This window comes from Pseudomonas sp. CYM-20-01 (genome assembly GCF_023169845.1).
Classification (GTDB): Bacteria; Pseudomonadota; Gammaproteobacteria; order Pseudomonadales; family Pseudomonadaceae; genus Aquipseudomonas; species Aquipseudomonas azotoformans.
On sequence record NZ_AP025169.1, the window covers coordinates 1,248,933 to 1,266,558 of the forward strand.

13 protein-coding genes and 1 riboswitch are annotated in these 17,626 nt (G+C 61.2%); of the genes, 7 read left to right on the top strand and 6 right to left on the bottom strand.

The annotated features are described in order from the left end of the window. Positions 1-3: 3 nt before the first annotated feature. Positions 4-642 (top strand): SOS response-associated peptidase, encoded by a 639-nt coding sequence (locus M2497_RS05535; RefSeq protein ID WP_248486214.1) that lies wholly within the window; start codon positions 4-6, stop codon positions 640-642. On the opposite strand, the gene M2497_RS05540 is transcribed toward M2497_RS05535, so the two are convergent. Continuing rightward, on the bottom strand, positions 639-2,777 hold the full coding sequence (locus tag M2497_RS05540) for a methyl-accepting chemotaxis protein (RefSeq protein ID WP_248486216.1): 2,139 nt from the start codon (positions 2,775-2,777) through the stop codon (positions 639-641). The two genes, M2497_RS05535 and M2497_RS05540, sit on opposite strands and share 4 nt — an antisense overlap. Before the next feature lie 241 nt (positions 2,778-3,018). Here M2497_RS05540 and M2497_RS05545 point away from each other — a divergent pair, with 241 nt between their 5' ends. Then, on the top strand, positions 3,019-3,837 hold the full coding sequence (locus M2497_RS05545) for a M48 family metallopeptidase (RefSeq protein WP_248486218.1): 819 nt from the start codon (positions 3,019-3,021) through the stop codon (positions 3,835-3,837). Positions 3,838-3,951: 114 nt separating this feature from the next. On the opposite strand, the gene M2497_RS05550 is transcribed toward M2497_RS05545, so the two are convergent. From M2497_RS05550 to M2497_RS05560, 3 genes are all read right to left on the bottom strand, one after another. Further along, the gene (locus M2497_RS05550; protein ID WP_004372026.1) at positions 3,952-4,536 is read right to left on the bottom strand and encodes a TMEM165/GDT1 family protein; all 585 of its coding nucleotides are present in this window, start codon (positions 4,534-4,536) and stop codon (positions 3,952-3,954) included. Positions 4,537-4,625: 89 nt separating this feature from the next. Further along, positions 4,626-4,745: riboswitch (yybP-ykoY riboswitch) on the bottom strand. 51 nt (positions 4,746-4,796) lie between these two features. After that, positions 4,797-5,795, bottom strand: a complete 999-nt coding sequence (locus M2497_RS05555) for a class I SAM-dependent methyltransferase (RefSeq protein WP_248486220.1) — start codon at positions 5,793-5,795, stop codon at positions 4,797-4,799. 30 nt (positions 5,796-5,825) lie between these two features. Continuing rightward, positions 5,826-6,791, bottom strand: coding sequence for a 2-hydroxyacid dehydrogenase (locus tag M2497_RS05560; RefSeq protein WP_248486222.1), 966 nt, complete (start codon positions 6,789-6,791; stop codon positions 5,826-5,828). A gap of 84 nt (positions 6,792-6,875) precedes the next feature. Between M2497_RS05560 and M2497_RS05565 the strand changes: the two genes are divergently transcribed. The 5 genes from M2497_RS05565 (at position 6,876) to M2497_RS05585 (ending at position 15,804) form a co-directional block, all read left to right on the top strand. Beyond that, a complete protein-coding gene (locus M2497_RS05565; RefSeq protein ID WP_058422966.1) occupies positions 6,876-7,508 on the top strand; it encodes a LysE family transporter in 633 nt (210 codons plus the stop codon). 131 nt (positions 7,509-7,639) lie between these two features. Continuing rightward, on the top strand, positions 7,640-9,322 hold the full coding sequence (locus M2497_RS05570) for a fatty acid--CoA ligase (protein ID WP_248486224.1): 1,683 nt from the start codon (positions 7,640-7,642) through the stop codon (positions 9,320-9,322). A gap of 332 nt (positions 9,323-9,654) precedes the next feature. After that, the gene (locus M2497_RS05575) at positions 9,655-11,517 is read left to right on the top strand and encodes a DUF1302 domain-containing protein (RefSeq protein ID WP_248486226.1); all 1,863 of its coding nucleotides are present in this window, start codon (positions 9,655-9,657) and stop codon (positions 11,515-11,517) included. Between the two features lie 29 nt (positions 11,518-11,546). Then, positions 11,547-12,911 carry a DUF1329 domain-containing protein gene (locus M2497_RS05580; RefSeq protein ID WP_248486228.1) on the top strand — a complete coding sequence of 455 codons (1,365 nt, stop codon included), beginning with the start codon at positions 11,547-11,549 and terminating at the stop codon, positions 12,909-12,911. A 163-nt stretch (positions 12,912-13,074) separates the two neighbouring features. Then, positions 13,075-15,804: a LuxR C-terminal-related transcriptional regulator gene (locus M2497_RS05585; RefSeq protein WP_248488172.1), complete on the top strand. Its 2,730-nt coding sequence runs from the start codon at positions 13,075-13,077 to the stop codon at positions 15,802-15,804. Here M2497_RS05585 and M2497_RS05590 read toward each other — a convergent pair. Both M2497_RS05590 and M2497_RS05595 read right to left on the bottom strand, forming a co-directional pair. Continuing rightward, the gene (locus M2497_RS05590) at positions 15,801-17,072 is read right to left on the bottom strand and encodes a HipA domain-containing protein (RefSeq protein ID WP_248486230.1); all 1,272 of its coding nucleotides are present in this window, start codon (positions 17,070-17,072) and stop codon (positions 15,801-15,803) included. The two genes, M2497_RS05585 and M2497_RS05590, sit on opposite strands and share 4 nt — an antisense overlap. Further along, on the bottom strand, positions 17,072-17,539 hold the full coding sequence (locus M2497_RS05595) for a helix-turn-helix transcriptional regulator (protein ID WP_248486233.1): 468 nt from the start codon (positions 17,537-17,539) through the stop codon (positions 17,072-17,074). The genes M2497_RS05590 and M2497_RS05595 overlap by 1 nt, the downstream gene beginning before the upstream one ends. Between the last annotated feature and the right edge of the window lie 87 nt (positions 17,540-17,626).

Sequence of the window (17,626 nt, forward strand, 5' to 3'; positions counted from 1 at the left end):
CCCATGTGTGGACGTTATGCCTTGTTTCGCTGGACCCCCGCTTTTGCTGCCCTGCCGGGCTTTCCGGCCGATCAGCAGGCCCAGTGGAACATCTCCCCGAATGATTCGGTGCTGATCCAGCGCGCCGCCGACGGCCAGCGCGCCGCCGACGGCCAGCGCACCCTGGCCCGCGCTCGCTGGGGCCTCACCCCGCCCTGGCTGACTGATCTTTCCCGCACTCCCGCCCACGCCCGCGCCGAAACCCTGGCCGAACAGCCGATGTTCCGCGAAGCATTCCGTCAGCGCCGCTGCCTGCTACCGGCCAATGGGTTCTACGAATGGCGCGGCACCCAGCGCAAGCGCCCGTATTGGCTGACGCCGGGGGAGGGCTCCACGTTGTTTTTTGCCGCGATCTGGGAGGCCTATCCGGTGCAGGAACAGGTGTGGTTGAGCACGGCCGTGGTGACCCAGGCCGCGCAGGCCCAGCGTCGGCCACTGATTCTGGATGAGGCCGGGCAGGCAGCCTGGCTCGACCCTGAGACGCCGTTGCATGTGTTGCAAGGCTTGCTGGCCAGTGAGCCGAGCGCGTTGCGCGAGCGGGTCCTGGCCAACATGGTCAATGATCCCAAGCTCAATGGGCCGGAGTGCCTGACCCCGGCTTAGACCTTGAACTGATTGATCAGCCGGCGCTGCTGCTCGGCCAACTTGGTCAAGTCCGCACTGGCCGCGCTGGATTCATCCGCGCCGCCCGCCACCTCATTGGCCACCTGGCCGATGTTGATCACGTTGCGATTGATGTCCTCGGCTACCGCGCTCTGTTCCTCGGCGGCACTGGCGATCTGGGTGTTCATGTCGTTGATCACCGAAACTGCCTGGGTGATGGTCTCCAAGGCTTCGGCCGCCTTGGCTGCGTGTTGCACGCTTTCATCGGTGCGGTTCTGACTGTCCTCCATCACCCGCACCACATCCCGCGTGCCTTGTTGCAGCTGCTGGATCATGGTCTGGATTTCTTCAGTAGCCTTCTGGGTTTTCTGCGCCAGGTTGCGTACTTCGTCGGCGACCACGGCAAAACCACGGCCTTGTTCGCCGGCTCGCGCCGCCTCGATGGCGGCGTTGAGTGCCAGCAGGTTGGTCTGCTCGGCAATCCCGCGAATCGCCGTGAGGATGGCGTTGATGTTTTCGCTGTCCTTGGCCAGGGTTTGCACCACACCGACTGCCTTGCCGATTTCCTCGGCGAGCGCGCCGATGGAGGTGGAGGTGTCACGCACAATGCGCATGCCCTGGCTCGCCGCTTGGTCGGCATGGCTGGCGGCCTGTGCGGCTTGGGTGGCGTTGCGTGCAACGTCTTGCGCAGTGGCGGTCATCTCATGCACGGCGGTGGCGACCTGGTCGATCTCCACCATCTGTTTGTGCACACCCTGGTTGGTACGGATCGCGATATCAGCGGTGTGCTCCGAAGAGTCGCTGACCTTCTGCACCGAACTCACCACCTGGGTGATCATGCCTTGCAGCTTGATCAGGAAGGTGTTGAAACCGTTGGCAATCGCGCCCAATTCGTCGGCGCGATCACTGGTCAGGCGCCGTGTCAGGTCACCCTCGCCCTGGGCGATGTCATTGAGCATCGCGACCATTTGCTTGAGTGGCCGGGCAATGCCATGGCCCACCAGCCAGATCACCAGCAGGCCGATACCGGCGATCAGCAGGCCGGCGATAGTCATGCCGAAAATATCGGTCTTGCGCTGGGTTTCCAGGTCGCTTTGCAGTTTCTGCGAGTCGGCCATTACCGCACTCAAAGGCAGCTGCATCATCAGGGTCCAGCGTGCATCGGTCTGGCCGATGTTGAACGGCAGGAACAACTCGATATGCCCATGTTCCTTGTCGATGTCGTAGCGTACTTCGCCGATTTTCAGTTGGCCCAGGTTGGCCAGTTCGTTGCCATCGAGCAGGTCGCTGGCCTTTTCGCCGAGCTTGCTGGCGTCCTTGGTATAAGCCACCAAACGCCCGTTGCTGGAGATCAGCGCCAGTTCTCCGGCACCGTTGTAGAGTTTCTGGTCGGCGCTGGTGAGCATGTCCTGGATGAAGTTCACCGACAGGTCGGCACCGACGATGCCCTGGAACGTGCCGTCGATCATGATCGGCTCGATAAACGACGCCAGCATCACCATCGCGTTGCCCACCTTGTAAGGGGCCGGATCGATGGCGCAGGCCTTTTTGCTTTCCTTGGAGCACAGGTAGTACTCGCTGGCGCGCACGCCCGTAGAGAGGATTTTCTGGTCGGCCACGTCCGCCAGCTTATCCATGCCCAGGCTGCCATCTGCATTGCGGTACCACCACGGCAGGAAACGTCCGTCGGCGCCCATGCCGACAATCGGGCTGTTCACGTAGGCCGCGTCGTTGTGATCGATGGCGTTGGGTTCCCAGCCGATATAGGCACCGAGGATTTTGGGGTTGCGCACCACGGTTTCGTGCAGCAGGTTGATCAGTTGCTCGCGGCCGAGCTGCAGGGCGGGTTCACCCTTCGCGTCTTTCATGCCGAGCAGGGCGTTGGCAGTGGCCAGGCTCTTGGCGGTCACCAGTGGCGCTTCCAGTTCGCGCTGGATCAAGGTGGCCTGGGTTTGCGCCAGGGCGGTGAGGCGCTGTTCGATAATCTGTTCGAACTGCACTTGGGTACGCTCCTGCACCATTTCCTGGGTGCGTGCGCCGGCAAACAAGGCGTAGAGCACCAACACCGCCACTACGCTCAGGACAATGGCGCCGGCCAGTGCCGCGACAGAAAATTGAATCGACTTGAATTTCATGAAAACTCCGGGCGCAGGGGAGAGGGCCTGTCTTGTGTATCGGCCGAGGGCGAGGTGGGCATGAGGGGGGCGCCCGGCAAAATCGGGGGATGTGTCGCAAACAGAATGCTCGGCGCCGCCGCTGGCGTGTGAGATGTATCGGAAAATCAGCGGTTACACGTCTGGTGTATCTGGCGTCGATACAAATGTGCGCCTACGATACGCGCCATGTTTTAAGGGCGTGTTTTCAGGGAGAGTGTTGATGAAGAAGTCATTGGTGATAAGCGGGTTGGCTGCAGCGCTGCTGCTGGCCGGGTGTCAGTCGGTCAACACCACCAGCGGCGGTGCCGTTGGGGTGGAACGCAAGCAGTACATGTTCAGCATGCTGTCGAGCCAGGAAGTCGACCAGATGTATGCCCAGTCCTACCAGCAGACCTTGGGTGAAGCCAGTGGCAAGGGCCTGGTGGACAAGACCAGCGCCAACGCCAAGCGCGTGCAGGCCATCGCCAACCGCTTGATCGCCCAGGCGCCGACGTTCCGTGCGGATGCGGCACAGTGGAAGTGGGAAGTGAACCTGATCAAGAGCGACGAGATGAACGCCAACTGCGGGCCTGGCGGCAAGATCTTCGTGTACAGCGCGTTGATCGACAACCTCAAGCTCACCGATGACGAACTGGCGGCCGTGATGGGCCATGAAATCGCCCACGCCTTGCGCGAACATGGCCGCGAAGCCATGTCCAAGGCCTACGGGATCGAAATGGCCAAGCAGGGCGCCGGTGCGTTGTTCGGCCTCGGCCAGGACAGCCTGGCGCTGGCCGATACCGTGGCCAACTACGGCATGACCTTGCCCAACAGCCGCAGCAATGAAAACGAAGCCGACCTGATCGGCCTGGAGCTGTCGGCCCGTGCCGGCTACAACCCGAACGCTGCCATTACGCTGTGGAACAAAATGGCCAAGGCCTCGGAAGGTGCGCCGCCGGAGTTCATGAGTACTCACCCGGCCTCCGACAGCCGAATCGCCTCGTTGCAGGCGGCGATTCCGAAGGTGATGCCGTTGTACCAGCAAGCCAAGAAGTCCTGACGTTGTGAAGATCTAAGTGTGGGAGGGGGCTTGCCCCCGATGCGTTGGGTCAGCCCATTAGATGCCTACTGACACTCCGCCATCGGGGGCAAGCCCCCCTCCCACAGGGCCCCTTTAGATCCAGCCGCTGCTTTGCATGGCTTTGTACACGGCCACGATAGCCAGGATGAAAAACGCCGTAGCCGCCAACCGACGAATCAACGTCAACGGCAGTTTCTCCGCCGCAAAATTCCCCGCCAATACCACCGGCACGTTGGCAATCAGCATGCCCAAAGTGGTGCCGATAATCACCAGCCACAACTCCGGGTACTGCGCCGCCAGCATCACCGTGGCGATCTGCGTCTTGTCACCGATTTCCGCCAGGAAGAACGCGATCAGCGTGGTCAGGAACGGCCCGAATTTGCGCGTGGTGCTGGCTTCGTCATCGTCGAGTTTGTCCGGCACCAGGGTCCACAGCGCCGTGGCGCAGAAGCTTGCCGCAAGAATCCAGTGCAACACCGCGTCCGAGAAGAAACTTCCGAACCAGGCTCCCACGGCACCGGCGGCTGCATGGTTGGCCAGGGTCGCGGCAACGATGCCGGCGATGATCGGCCAGGGTTTGCGAAAGCGTGCGGCAAGGATGAGTGCGAGCAGTTGCGTCTTGTCGCCGATTTCGGCCAAGGCAACGATTGCGGTAGGAACGAGCAATGAATCCAGCATCAGGTAGGTTTCCAGGGGCGGGTCGACACGGCTATGACACGTACAGCCTTCCCGCCCCGGGTAAGGTGTGCGTGTCATAGGTCTTGTCAAACCCCGGTCCGTCTGTGCGGACTCCTGGGTCGCATACGCCATGGTCTGCTGACCAAGTATGTTGACGTATGCCGGACGAGCGTGGCGCTCGTGGGAGACTACTCCCCTAGGACGGAGCGGATTCTGCCTAGGCAAAACCCATTCGGCAAGCGTTCTTTTTCAAACGCCCGTCAGCCGCGCTTGGCGCGGTAGATGCGAAAACCGTTGCCTTCAGCCTTTACTGCACACACGCCCAGGTGCTCTTCGATCAGCGGCTGGTACTTCAGGAAACTGTTGGCGACCAGGCGCAGTTCGCCGCCTTTTGCCAGGTGTTTCGCTGCTTTTCGCAGCAGGTTTTCGGTGGCGAAATAATCGGTATGCACCCCGACATGGAACGGCGGGTTGCTCAAAATCGCGTTCAAACCCATCGGCGCCGCGTCGATACCGTCACCGGTCAATACTTCGGCTTCCAGACCGTTGGCAGCCAGGGTCAGGCGGCTGCTCGCAGCGGCAAAGGCGTCCACGTCCAGCATCGTCACGCTGTTATGCGGGTAGCGACGTTTGACCGCAGCCCCCAGTACACCGGCACCGCAGCCAAAATCCAGCAGATGCCCGCTCGGCAGTTTGTCCAGGTGCTCCAGCAACAGCTCGGTGCCGCGATCCAGGCGACCGTGGCTGAATACCCCCGGCAAGCTCACCACCTTCAGCGGGCCTTCGGCCAATGGCACCTCGAAAACCTGCGCCAGGCTTTCCAGTTCGACCGCTTGCGGCGCATTGGCCACGGTGACCTGCCACAGCTGGCAATGCCGTGCGTTGTCGAGCTTGCGCGGCTTGCCAAAGGGGATCATCTGCTTGGCCGCGCTTTCGATACCGGCCTTTTTCTCGCCGACCAGGAACAGCTCGGCGCCGGGCAGGCGTGCAGCCACGGCGTTGAGCAGGTAGTCGGTCAGGTCCTTGGATTTGGGCAGGAAGATCACCGCCGCATCGAACGCCCGCTCGGGCACATTGACACCGAAGTGGCTGCGCTCGGCAAAGCGTGCATCGAGCGCCGCCTGGTCGCCGGCATGCCAGCTCCAGCCGTGGGCGTTGGGCAGGCGACCGAGCAGGTCGTCGGCGGGCAAGCCCACCAACAGCAGGTTGCCTTGAAAAAGTTCGGCCTGGCGAAGCAGTACTTCACTGCGCGGATCCATGGTCTGCTCCTTGAAAAGGGGCGCAGTTTATCAACTGACGACGCGCAGCGGGGCGCCGCTGAAAAAGCCCCGGGCGTTTTCCGCCAGTTGGCCGACGATGCGCTGCCGCGCTTCGCGACTGCCCCAGGCGTTGTGCGGGGTGACGATCAGCCGCGGAATATCGCCGGCCAGCAGTGGGTTGCCATTCACCGGCGGTTCCACGCTCAGCACATCGGTAGCCGCGCCACCCAAGTGGCCGCTACGCAACGCATCGGCCAGGGCCTGTTCGTTGATCAAACCACCGCGCGCGGTGTTGACCACAAACGCGCCGGGCTTGAGCAACGCCAGTTCGCGGGCGCCGATAAAGTCGCGGGTGTGTTCATTGAGCGGGCAGTGCAGGGTGAGTGCGTCGACCTGCGCCAGCAGTTCATCCAATGGCACGCGGTCGGCGCGGGCAGGGCGCCCCGGAATCGCACCGAGCAGCACACGCATGCCAAAGGCTTCGGCCAGGCGCGCCACCGCGCCGCCCAGTTCACCGTGGCCGAGCAGGCCCAGGGTCTTGCCTTCCAGCTCGACAATCGGGTGGTCCAGCAGGCAGAACTGCTTGGCCTGCTGCCACAGGCCGGCGCTGACGTCCCGTTGATAATCCTTCAAGCGCGTCGCCAGGTTGAGCAGCAGCATGATCGTGTGCTGGGCCACCGACGGCGTGCCGTAGCCCTGGCAGTTGCTCACGGTGATGCCGTGGGCGCGGGCGGCGTCGAGGTCGACGTTGTTGGTGCCAGTGGCCGACACCAGGATCAGATTGAGCTCCGGGCAGGCCGCCAGGGTTTCGGTGTTGAGGGCGATTTTGTTACTGATCACCACTTGCGCGCCTTGCACACGTTCAACCACGTTCTGCGCAGTGGTGTCCGTAAACAACTGCAACTCGCTGAAGCTGTTGCGCAATTCGCTGAGGTCAAGGTCCCCCAAGTCCAGGGAAGGATGATCAAGGAAGACGGCGCGGCGATTGTTCGTCATCAACTGTACCTTTTGCGACAGGGTTCGAAGGCGTAATCTGCCGAGCCTATCAGATGAAATAATCCGTTACTTAATGGAGTGAGTATGTACGCCGCCGAGTTCTTGACCGTAGCCCTGATTCACTTGTTGGCGGTGGCCAGCCCCGGCCCGGATTTCGCTGTGGTGGTGCGTGAAAGCGTGACCCATGGCCGCCGCGCTGGCACCTGGACCGCACTGGGCGTGGGCTCGGCGATTTTCCTGCACGTGGGCTACTCGTTGCTCGGCATCGGCTTGATCGTGTCCCAGTCCATCGTGCTGTTCAACGCGCTCAAGTGGGCGGCAGCGGCCTACCTGCTGTACATCGGCTTCAAGGCGCTGCGCGCGCAACCGGCCAAGCCCCCCGTTGAAGGTGAGTTGCATCGCGAAGCAGGCGAACGTACGCCGCGTGGTGCGTTTACCGCCGGTTTTGTGACCAACGGCTTGAACCCCAAGGCCACGTTGTTCTTCCTGTCGTTGTTCACCGTGGTGATCAACCCGCACACGCCGCTGGCAATCCAGGCCGGTTACGGCGTGTACCTGGCGGTGGCGACGGCGCTGTGGTTCTGCCTGGTGGCGATGTTGTTCAGCCAGCAGCGCGTGCGTGCCGGGTTTGCGCGGATGGGCCATTGGTTCGATCGGACCATGGGCGCGGTGTTGATTGCGATTGGGGTAAAGCTGGCCTTCACCAGCATGAAATAAGCTGGATGCTGGCGCAAAGCTAGCATTCGCTGGGGTCTGCAAATCATTCCTTTGGCTGATTTGGCTGAAACATAAGGTCTCTAAAGTGCAGGTCTTCAAGCCAAGACCGTGCAGTCAGAAAAGGGATTCGTATGTTGCAGACCCGTGTTATCCCGCCCGCCGAAGGTGCGTACCAATACCCGCTGTTGATCAAACGCCTGTTGATGTCCGGCACCCGCTATGAAAAGACCCGGGAAATCATCTACCGCGACCAACTGCGCTACACCTACCCGACCCTGATCGAGCGCGTCGCCCGCCTGGCCAATGTGCTGACCGAGGCCGGGGTCAAGGCCGGTGACACGGTGGCCGTGATGGACTGGGACAGCCACCGTTACCTGGAATGCATGTTCGCCATCCCGATGATCGGCGCGGTGATCCACACCATCAACGTGCGTTTGTCGCCGGAACAGATCCTGTACACCATGAACCACGCCGAGGACCGCTTCGTGCTGGTCAACAGTGAGTTCGTGGGGCTCTACCAGGCGATTGCCGGGCACCTCACCACCGTCGACAAGACCTTGCTGCTCACCGATGGCGAGGTCAAGACCGCCGAGCTGCCCAACCTGGTGGGGGAGTACGAAAGCCTGCTGGCCGCCGCCAGCCCGAAGTACGACTTCCAGGATTTCGACGAAAATTCCGTCGCCACCACTTTCTACACCACCGGCACCACCGGCAATCCCAAGGGGGTGTACTTCACCCATCGCCAACTGGTACTGCACACCATGGGCGTGGCGACCATCATGGGCAGCGTCGACAGCGTGCGCCTGCTGGGCACCAACGATGTGTACATGCCGATCACGCCGATGTTCCATGTGCACGCCTGGGGCCTGCCGTATGTGGCGACCATGCTCGGGCTGAAACAGGTCTACCCCGGTCGCTACGACCCGGAATACCTGGTGGAGCTGTGGCGCAAGGAAAAGGTCACCTTCTCCCACTGCGTGCCGACCATCCTGCAGATGGTGCTCAACGCCAAGGCCGCCCAGGGTGTGGATTTTGAAGGGTGGAAAATCGTCATCGGCGGCAGTGCGCTTAACCGTTCGCTGTACGAAGCGTCCAAGGCCCGTGGCATTCAGTTGACTGCGGCGTATGGGATGTCCGAGACCGGGCCGCTGGTGTCCTGCGCCCACCTCAACGAAGAACTGATGGCCGGCACCGAGGATGAGCGCACCACTTACCGCATCAAGGCCGGCGTGCCTGGCCCGTTGGTGGAAGCTGCGATCATCGACGGCGACGGCAACTTCCTGCCCGCCGATGGCGAGTCCCAGGGCGAGCTGGTGTTGCGTGCGCCGTGGCTCAGCGAAGGTTATTTCAACGAGCCACAGAAGGGCGCCGAGCTGTGGGCCGGCGGTTGGATGCACACCGGCGACGTGGCGACCCTGGATGCGTTTGGCGTAATCGACATTCGCGACCGCATCAAGGATGTGATCAAGACCGGCGGCGAATGGATCTCGTCCCTGGCCCTCGAAGACCTGGTCAGCCGTCACCCGGCGGTACGCGAAGTAGCGGTGGTGGGCATTGCCGACCCGCAGTGGGGCGAACGCCCATTTGCCCTGCTGGTAGTGCGTGATGGCCATGTGATAGGCGCTCGCGAGCTCAAGGAACACCTCAAGCCGTTCGTGGAACTGGGCCACTTGAGCAAGTGGGCGATTCCGAGCCAGATTGCGGTTGTTACTGAAATTCCCAAGACGAGCGTAGGAAAACTCGACAAAAAACGTATCCGTATCGACATCATCGAATGGCAGGCCAACAACAGCACGTTCCTGTCTACCCTGTGAGCTGACTCGCCGTGCCCTTGTGGCGCGGCAATGCTCTATCTCGCGCCTTCACTTGTGATTTGCCGATTTTCAGCCATCCTTGCCGCGTCGGCCTTTGTCGACATGGCGAAAGGGTCGTGGCAGACGGGTCGGTGATGCAAATCACACTTTAGAGGGATCAAGCACTACCCCCTGCTGGCTATAGTCCCTTCCAGAGTTTTTCACGGATGTTCCGCTTCGGGCCATGGGGGCTCGGCTGCCGAGCGGCATTGGAATCGTTGTATTCCGGCCGTTACATGCATCAGTAGGAAAAAACTCACTGCCATAACAATAATGCACATGGAGTAGCGTCGATGACCTCAGTAAACCAGTTCTGGCGCCGGGCAAGACTGCCCCTGGCCGTCAGTCTCGCCTCTACGCTCGCCGGGCCCGCATTCGGCGTCAGTTTCAATATCGGTGAAATCGAAGGGAGTTTTGACTCGTCTCTTTCCGTGGGTGCGAGCTGGTCGACGGCCAAGCCCAACCAGGACCTGATCGGGGTCAACAACGGCGGTAAGGGCCTGTCCCAGACTTCCGATGACGGCCACTTGAACTTCAAGCGCGGGGAGACGTTCTCGAAGATCTTCAAGGGCATCCATGACCTGGAACTGAAATACGGCGATACCGGCGTGTTTGTGCGCGGCAAGTACTGGTACGACTTCGAGCTCAAGGACGAAAGCCGCCCATTCAAGGACATCAGCGACAACAACCGCAAGGAAGGCGCCAAGTCTTCTGGCGGGCAGATCCTTGATGCCTTCATCTACCACAACTACAACATTGCCGATTTGCCGGGCAACGTGCGCTTCGGCAAGCAGGTGGTGAGCTGGGGTGAAAGTACCTTCATCGGCGGCGGCATCAACTCCATCAACCCGATCGACGTGTCGGCATTCCGGCGTCCGGGCGCCGAAATCAAGGAAGGCTTGATTCCGGTCAACATGTTCTATGTGTCGCAAACCCTGACCGATAACCTGTCGGCCGAGGCGTTTTACCAGTTGGAGTGGGACCAGACCGTTACCGATAACTGCGGCACATTCTTCTCTCAGCCTGATGTTATTTCCGACGGCTGCAGTGACAATTTGCGCGTGTTGAACAGTCGTCGCTTCCTGCCTGCCGCAGTATTGCCAGGGCTTGCCGCCAATGGCGTCGACGTCAATAACGAAGGTGTATTGGTGCGTCGTGGCCCAGATCGTGATGCGCGCGACAGTGGTCAGTTCGGTGTCGCATTCCATTACAACTTCGAGCCGCTGGATACAGAATTCGGCGCTTACTTCATGAACTACCACAGTCGTGCGCCGATCTTCAGTGCTCAGGGCGCACCGCAATCGAAATACACAGGTGCAACGCCTGGTGTGCCAGCCCAACTGCGTCCATTGGTGGTCGCGGGTAACTCCAACTACTACGTTGAATACCCCGAGGACATTCGTCTCTATGGCTTGAGTTTCTCCACCACCCTCCCCACAGGGACCGCATGGAGCGGCGAGTTGAGCTATCGTCCTAACGCGCCGGTACAACTGAGCACGACAGACATTCTTTTTGCCGGTGTCACGCCACTTCCCCCCTTCAACAACGCGTCTGTGTTGAAGGGGACGCCAGGCCAGGACCTGCACGGCTACCGTCGCAAGGAAGTCACCCAGTTCCAGACCACCTTCACGCACTTCTTCGATCAGGTCATGGGCGCCAGCCGCTTGACCACTGTCGGTGAAATCGGCGTGACTCACGTCGGTGGCCTGGAAAGCAAGTCCGAGGCACGTTATGGCCGTGACCCGGTCTTTGGCCCGGGTTCGTTGCCAGGTGGTTTCTGCAACACGCTCAACAACTCCACGGCGCAAGGGGGTGGTTTGCCTAACGCCGCGAGCCTGAACACCAACTGCAACAACGACGGTTACACCACCGCCACATCCTGGGGCTACCGCGCCCGCGCCATCTGGGAATACCCGGACGTGTTCGCCGGCGTCAACCTCAAGCCAAACGTGGCGTGGTCCCACGACGTCAAAGGTTACTCGCCAGGCCCTGGCGGTAACTTCGAAGAAGGTCGCAAGGCAGTCAGCCTGGGCCTGGATGCCGAATATCAGAACACCTACACCGCCAGCCTGGCCTACACCAACTTCTTTGGTGGCAAGTTCAGCACGGTGGATGACCGCGACTTTGTCGCTTTGAGCTTCGGCGCCAACTTCTAAGCACACTGCATTTCAGGAAGAACCAGAACATGAAAATAACCAAAAGTCTGTTGCACGTGGGTGTGCTTGGGCTGTCGATCCTGGCGAGTAACGTCATGGCGGCAGTCTCGGCGGATGAAGCCGCCAAGCTGGGCACGAGCCTGACCCCGATGGGCGCCGAAATGGCCGGTAACGCTGCCGGCACCATTCCAAAATGGTCGCCACTGCCCACCAACGCCGGCGCCGTCGACGCTCGTGGATTCCTGGCCAACCCGTACGCCAGTGAGCAACCGCAATTCACCATCACCGCAGCGAACGTCGAGCAGTACAAGGACAAGCTGGCACCGGGGCAGTACGCAATGTTCAAGCGCTACCCTGACACCTTCAAGATGCCGGTCTACCCGACCCATCGCGGCGCCACGGTGCCGGCGGATGTGTTTGCGGCCATCAAGAAGAACGCCTCTAACACCAACCTGGTGTCCGGCGGCAACGGTCTGGAGAACTTCGAGACCGCTATCCCGTTCCCGATCCCGAAAAGCGGCGTTGAAGTCATCTGGAACCACATCACCCGCTATCGCGGCGGCAGCGTGACTCGCCTGGTGACCCAGGCCACGCCGCAAACCAACGGTTCCTACAGCCTGGTGTACTTCCGCGATCAGTTCGTGTTCCGCGACAAGATGAAGGATTACGACCCGAAAAACCCGGGCAACGTGCTGTTCTACTTCAAGCAGCAAGTGACCGCGCCGGCGCGTCTGGCCGGTGGTGTGCTGCTGGTGCACGAAACCCTGGACCAGGTGAAGGAACCGCGTTCGGCGTGGGTCTACAACGCCGGCCAGCGCCGTGTGCGCCGGGCCCCGCAAGTGTCTTATGACGGGCCGGGTACCGCAGCCGATGGCTTGCGTACATCCGACAACCTCGACATGTACAACGGCGCACCGGATCGCTACGACTGGAAGTTGGAAGGCAAGAAGGAAATCTACATCGCCTCCAACAGCTACAAGCTCGACGATCCGAAGCTCAAGTACGCCGACATCATCAAGGCCGGCCACATCAACCAGGACCTGGCTCGCTACGAGCTGCGCCGTGTCTGGCATGTGGTCGCGACCTTGAAGGAAGGCCAGCGCCACATCTACGCCAAGCGTGACTTCTTCATCGATGAAGACACCTGGCAAGCGGCAGTGATCGACCACTACGACGGTCGTGGCCAACTGTGGCGCGTAGCGGAGGCCCATGCCGAGAACTACTACGACAAGCAAGTGCCGTGGTACGCCCTGGAGACCCTCTACGACCTGCAGTCCGGCCGCTACCTGGCGCTGGGCATGAAGAACGAAGAGAAGCAGGCGTATGACTTCGGCTTCACCGCTACCACCAGCGACTTCACCCCGGCAGCCCTGCGCCAGGATGGTGTTCGCTAAGCTGCACGCGTAACTCAATGCGGGAGGGGGCAGGCCCCCTCTCACATTTTTTGTCGCAGTTCTTTTTCAGTCATTTGTAGCAAAGATCTACAAACCTGCCGCTTTTACCGCTAGTCTGCGGACATCTGCAATGCCGACCACAGCCTTCTACAAGAGCCCGGCGATGACTGATCTGTCCCGAATCCAAGGGCCTGCCAGTGCGGTAATCCCGACCCTGGAAGGTCGCTTCTACAGACCCCCCCTGCCTGACGGCTACGTGCTGCGAGCGCGCCTGTGCGAACGCCTGAGCGCCGGGCTGGACGGGCGCCTGTTGCTGGTCAGCGCGCCGGCCGGGTTCGGCAAGAGTTCGTTGGCGGTGGAGTTCTGTCAGAGTCTGCCGAGCCATTGGCACAGCCTGTGGCTGGGCCTGAGTCCACGGGACAACGACCCAGGGCGTTTCCTCGAGCGCCTGCTCGACGGTCTGCAGCAATTTTTCCCCCAACTCGGCGCCCAGTCCCTGGGCCTGCTGAAAATGCGCCAGCGTCACCAGCCCTTTGCGTTTGAGGAATGGCTGGATGGCCTGCTCGACGAGCTGGCCGTGCACCTGTCCACCCGTGCGCCGCTGTTGCTGGTACTGGATGACTATCACCTGGCCCAGGGGCCGGTGCTTGACCGCTGCCTGCAGTTTTTCCTTAATCATCTGCCCGATGGCCTGGTGGTGCTGGTCACCAGTCGTCAGCGCCCGGACTGGCATCTGGCGCGCCTGCGCCTGTCGCGCCACCTGCTGGAGTTGAATGAACAGGACCTGCGCCTGACGCACGACGAATCACTGGCCCTGCTGGATCGCCACAGCAGTTCCCTGCGCGGTGAAGCGCTCGACAATCTGATCCGCCGCAGCGAAGGCTGGGTCGCCGGCCTGCGCTTCTGGTTGCTGGCCGCCTCCGAGGCCGGCAGCGATGGCGGCTTGCCGCAGAATCTGCACGGCGGGGAAGGGCTGATCCGCGATTATCTGCTTGAAGAAGTGATCGACTGTCTGCCGGCCGAAGTACAGGCGTTTTTGTACGATACAGCCCCGCAGGATCGTTTTTGCAGCGAACTCTGTGATGCCTTGCGTGAAGCTCACGACAGCGCCGAAATCCTGCGCTACCTGCAAGCCCATCAAGTCTTTCTGGTGCCTCTGGACGAACAGGGGCACTGGTACCGTTATCACCACCTGTTTTCTGACCTGCTGCGCACCCGACGCGCCAGTAGCCATGTACTGCCGGCCGCCAGCCTGCACCTGCGTGCGTGCCGCTGGTTCAATGCCCAGGGCTTGATCGATGAAGCGGTGGAGCAGGCGTTGCGTGCCGGGCACCTGGATGTGGCGGCCAACCTGGTGCAGAACCTGTCCGAAGAACAACTGCTGGCCGAGCAGAATGTGGGCATGTTGCTGCGCTGGAAGATGGACTTGCCCGATAGCCTGCTGATCAGCACGCCGCGCTTGATCGTGCTGTACAGCTGGGCGTTGGGCCTGGCTTGCCAATTGGACGCGGCGGAAGAGTTATCAAGCTACCTCAGCCGCTTCCTGCCGGCACCGTCGGCCACCGCGCAAAAATCGATGTTGGCGCAGTGGCTGGCACTGAGTGGGATCATCGCCCGAGGCAGGGGGGATCGTGAGTTGACCCAACGCTATTGCAGCGAAGCGTTGGAAAGCCTGCCGCAACGGCGTTACGGCCAGCGCTTGATGTGCCTGTCGACGCTCTCCAACCTGGCCATCGTCGATGCCGACCTTTGGCGCGCCCGTGGTTTGAATCGTGAATCCCTTGAGCTGGCGCAGCGGGTAGGCAACCCGTTATTCGAGGCCCTGGCCCATTACGACCGTGCGCGGGTGTTGCAGGCACGCGGCGAAATCCTGCGTTCCCTGGATGAGGTGCGCCAGGGCTTGCAGCGCCTGCATGGCCTGGCGCCGCAACGCTTGTACGCAGTACGTGCGCGGTTATCGCTCTACGAAGGTTTCTTGCTGCTGGTGCGCCTCCAGCCTGAAGCCGGCCTCGCTCGCTTGCGCGCCGGCCTCGCCGAAGCCCGTGCTTGCCGCGATATCAGCGTGTTGATCGGTCATTGCGTGATAGCCAGTTTCGAAGGGCGCCGGGGTGACTTCGCCAAGGCCTTCGCCGAACTTGCCGAGGCGGAGCGCCTGATGCATATCTGGGACGTGCCGCCGATCTACTACCTGGCGATGATCACCCTGATCAAATGCGAGCTGTGGCTGGCCCAGGGCCGCACCGACCTGGCCGACGCCTGGCTGACCCGCCTGGGGCAGACCTACAACGGCGAACACGCTGCGGCCGCACCGGAGTTCCACCCGCACCTGCCACAGCATATCGGGCTGCAACAGGCTGCGCTGGATGCCACGCGCCACCAACCGGCTGCAGCGCTGCAACGGCTTGATGAACTGGCGCAGCAGGCGCATCTCAGTGGGCGACAGATGATCGCCCTCATGGCGCTGACCCAGCAGGCGCAGTTGCTGCTGGAGAGCGGCCAGGAGGCCAAGGCGTGTCCGGTGCTGGCCCAGGCGCTGGAGGCGGGGGTCGGTGGCGCGTTGCAACCTTTCCAGCGTCTGCTGGAAAACCACCCGGACTGGATGCGCGAGCAACTCGCCAAAGACCCCCATGGCCTCTTGAACGAGAGCCTGCTGGCGCTGTTGCCCGCCGCCTTGGTGGTGGAGGCGGTGTCGACTCAAGAAACCTTGAGCGCACGGGAGCTGGCCGTGCTGCAACTGATCGCTCAGGGCTGTTCCAACCAGGAGATCAGCAATCGGTTGTTCATCTCCCTGCATACGGTGAAGACCCATGCCAGCCACATCAACAGCAAGCTGGGCGTCGAGCGGCGCACGCAGGCGGTGGCGCGGGCGCAGGAGCTGAGGTTGATTGGCTAGGCCTGGGCTTTTGCGAAAGCCGCGGCCATGGAGTCTTGTTCTCGCTGCGAAAGACCAACCGCTTGAGCCACAGTCCTCCAATGGCTGACTGAGTTGATGCAGTCAGCGATGATTTCATCCGCCTTCCCAAGGTTCACACGGAAGAAACCGGCGACTTCTCTCGCCAGTTCCAGATCCAGCGCATTGTCGTATTCGGTGATATTGAGTTTCAGGCCGTCTCCCAGTGGCGTGGGATTCAAGTCATACGCATCCGAAAGGCGCCATCCGTTGCCTGGCTCCAGGATAAAGCCATGATTGCGCAAGTGGTCGTCGGTGTTTGAAACCAGAATATTGAAAACGATGCGCGTCCACAGCTCTTGCAGATCCTGGTCGGTATTCGAGCCGCTGCGCATCAGCACTTCAGCTAGCTCCAGGTAACTTGCGCCTGAGCTGGCGTCGTCACCATCGACTCGGCCTGTGAGCGTCATGGCGGATGCAAAGTGCAGGCGGCCCCCAGCAGTCGTCCGGTCGAAACGTTTGACCATGAAGCAATGAAAGTCGCTGGCATAGCGCTTGCCGATCGCCGAGGCGACGTTCAGGCCGCAGCCCTTGGCCAGGGCGTTGACGACCAGCTCCCAGCCGCCCACATCGTAGGTGTCGCGGGTCGAGGGAAACTTGGCGATCCATAGATGGTTATCGTGGTCGGCGACGCTGGCTTTCGGACGTGCGCCGCCCAGGGAACCGCCGGGTGCAATCAACATGCGTAGCCATTGCCGGCCTTCTGGGGCCTGATTATCCGAGTCGTTTTCCAGCTCGCGACTGGCTCTTTCCAGCGCATGCAGCTCGACAAAAGGCGGCGCGGCAATGGCGTCCTGATCATCGAGAAAACTGCCGGTATCGTTCAGCCGGTAGCGTAGGGCGCCGGCGCGGAAGAGGTCGTGTACGCCAAGCAGATAGTCCGACTCGCCGAGCCGAGTATTCGCCTCGTATAGCCCTTCGCGGATGTCGCGTTCCAGGCGTCGTTTCATCAACAATCGCCCCCAGCGATCCGGGCAGGAGTCGCTGAAGACACCAAACATGTTTCGCCCCTCAACGGGGAACTGAGCGCCTGCATAGGGGCCGATGCCTGGATCGATCCGAACGGCGCTCAGCACCCGGTCTTGCAATGCCAGAGGGTCGCTTTCGTACTCGAACTTTTCGGTCATCCGGGTTTTTCTTGCGTGCAGCCAACCAAGACGCCGGGGGCCGTCGATACCTTCCCAGTCGGCATAAACCCCAATCATGGTCATTACGTGTCTGTCCTTTGCCGTGGTGGGATCAGTGCGGCCAGTGCATCGCTGCTGATCGTGCCCTTGTCGGGAGGGGGCATAGGCTTTGAAGGTAGTGGCTTATTGCGAACGATGGCGTTGTTTCTTGTAACTTTCTCTGACGCCATCGGCTTATTCGGGCGCGGGGTTGATGCCTTGCCTGTCAGCAGTGTTGCATCCTGCAGATGTCGGCCCAGCTCATCGTCCGCTGCCACGGTGTTCAGGTCTTTTTCGAGGCCCAGCACCTGCAATATCGCCAGGTAAGCGCCCATGGTACTCCCCGAAGAACCACGCTCCAGCGCGCGAAGTGTCATCTGGGACATGCCGGCGCGCTCAGCTGCTTGCTTGGCGGTGATTTTTCGGCGCAGGCGCGCAAGCTTGATCCGCTCGCCGAGGTCCGAAAGCAGACGCTCTGTAGGGGGCAGCAAGGGGGCGATCTTTTTAGCCATGCTGTTATTCCTGCACTTTTTGGCACTAAGTGAAAGAATAATAGCATTTATGTTGTTTTCTAAAGTGCAATTATTCTGGCGATAATG

Bases quoted from the DNA above. Each gene is read 5' to 3' on its own strand.
- M2497_RS05550 (WP_004372026.1), bottom strand. From the start codon at position 4,536: ATGCTGGATTCATTGCTCGTTCCTACCGCAATCGTTGCCTTGGCCGAA.
- M2497_RS05590 (WP_248486230.1), bottom strand. From the start codon at position 17,072: ATGACCATGATTGGGGTTTATGCCGACTGGGAAGGTATCGACGGCCCC.
- M2497_RS05580 (WP_248486228.1), top strand. From the start codon at position 11,547: ATGAAAATAACCAAAAGTCTGTTGCACGTGGGTGTGCTTGGGCTGTCG.
- M2497_RS05585 (WP_248488172.1), top strand. From the start codon at position 13,075: ATGACTGATCTGTCCCGAATCCAAGGGCCTGCCAGTGCGGTAATCCCG.
- M2497_RS05540 (WP_248486216.1), bottom strand. From the start codon at position 2,777: ATGAAATTCAAGTCGATTCAATTTTCTGTCGCGGCACTGGCCGGCGCC.
- M2497_RS05575 (WP_248486226.1), top strand. From the start codon at position 9,655: ATGACCTCAGTAAACCAGTTCTGGCGCCGGGCAAGACTGCCCCTGGCC.
- M2497_RS05555 (WP_248486220.1), bottom strand. From the start codon at position 5,795: ATGGATCCGCGCAGTGAAGTACTGCTTCGCCAGGCCGAACTTTTTCAA.
- M2497_RS05560 (WP_248486222.1), bottom strand. From the start codon at position 6,791: ATGACGAACAATCGCCGCGCCGTCTTCCTTGATCATCCTTCCCTGGAC.
- M2497_RS05570 (WP_248486224.1), top strand. From the start codon at position 7,640: ATGTTGCAGACCCGTGTTATCCCGCCCGCCGAAGGTGCGTACCAATAC.
- M2497_RS05545 (WP_248486218.1), top strand. From the start codon at position 3,019: ATGAAGAAGTCATTGGTGATAAGCGGGTTGGCTGCAGCGCTGCTGCTG.
- M2497_RS05595 (WP_248486233.1), bottom strand. From the start codon at position 17,539: ATGGCTAAAAAGATCGCCCCCTTGCTGCCCCCTACAGAGCGTCTGCTT.
- M2497_RS05535 (WP_248486214.1), top strand. From the start codon at position 4: ATGTGTGGACGTTATGCCTTGTTTCGCTGGACCCCCGCTTTTGCTGCC.
- M2497_RS05565 (WP_058422966.1), top strand. From the start codon at position 6,876: ATGTACGCCGCCGAGTTCTTGACCGTAGCCCTGATTCACTTGTTGGCG.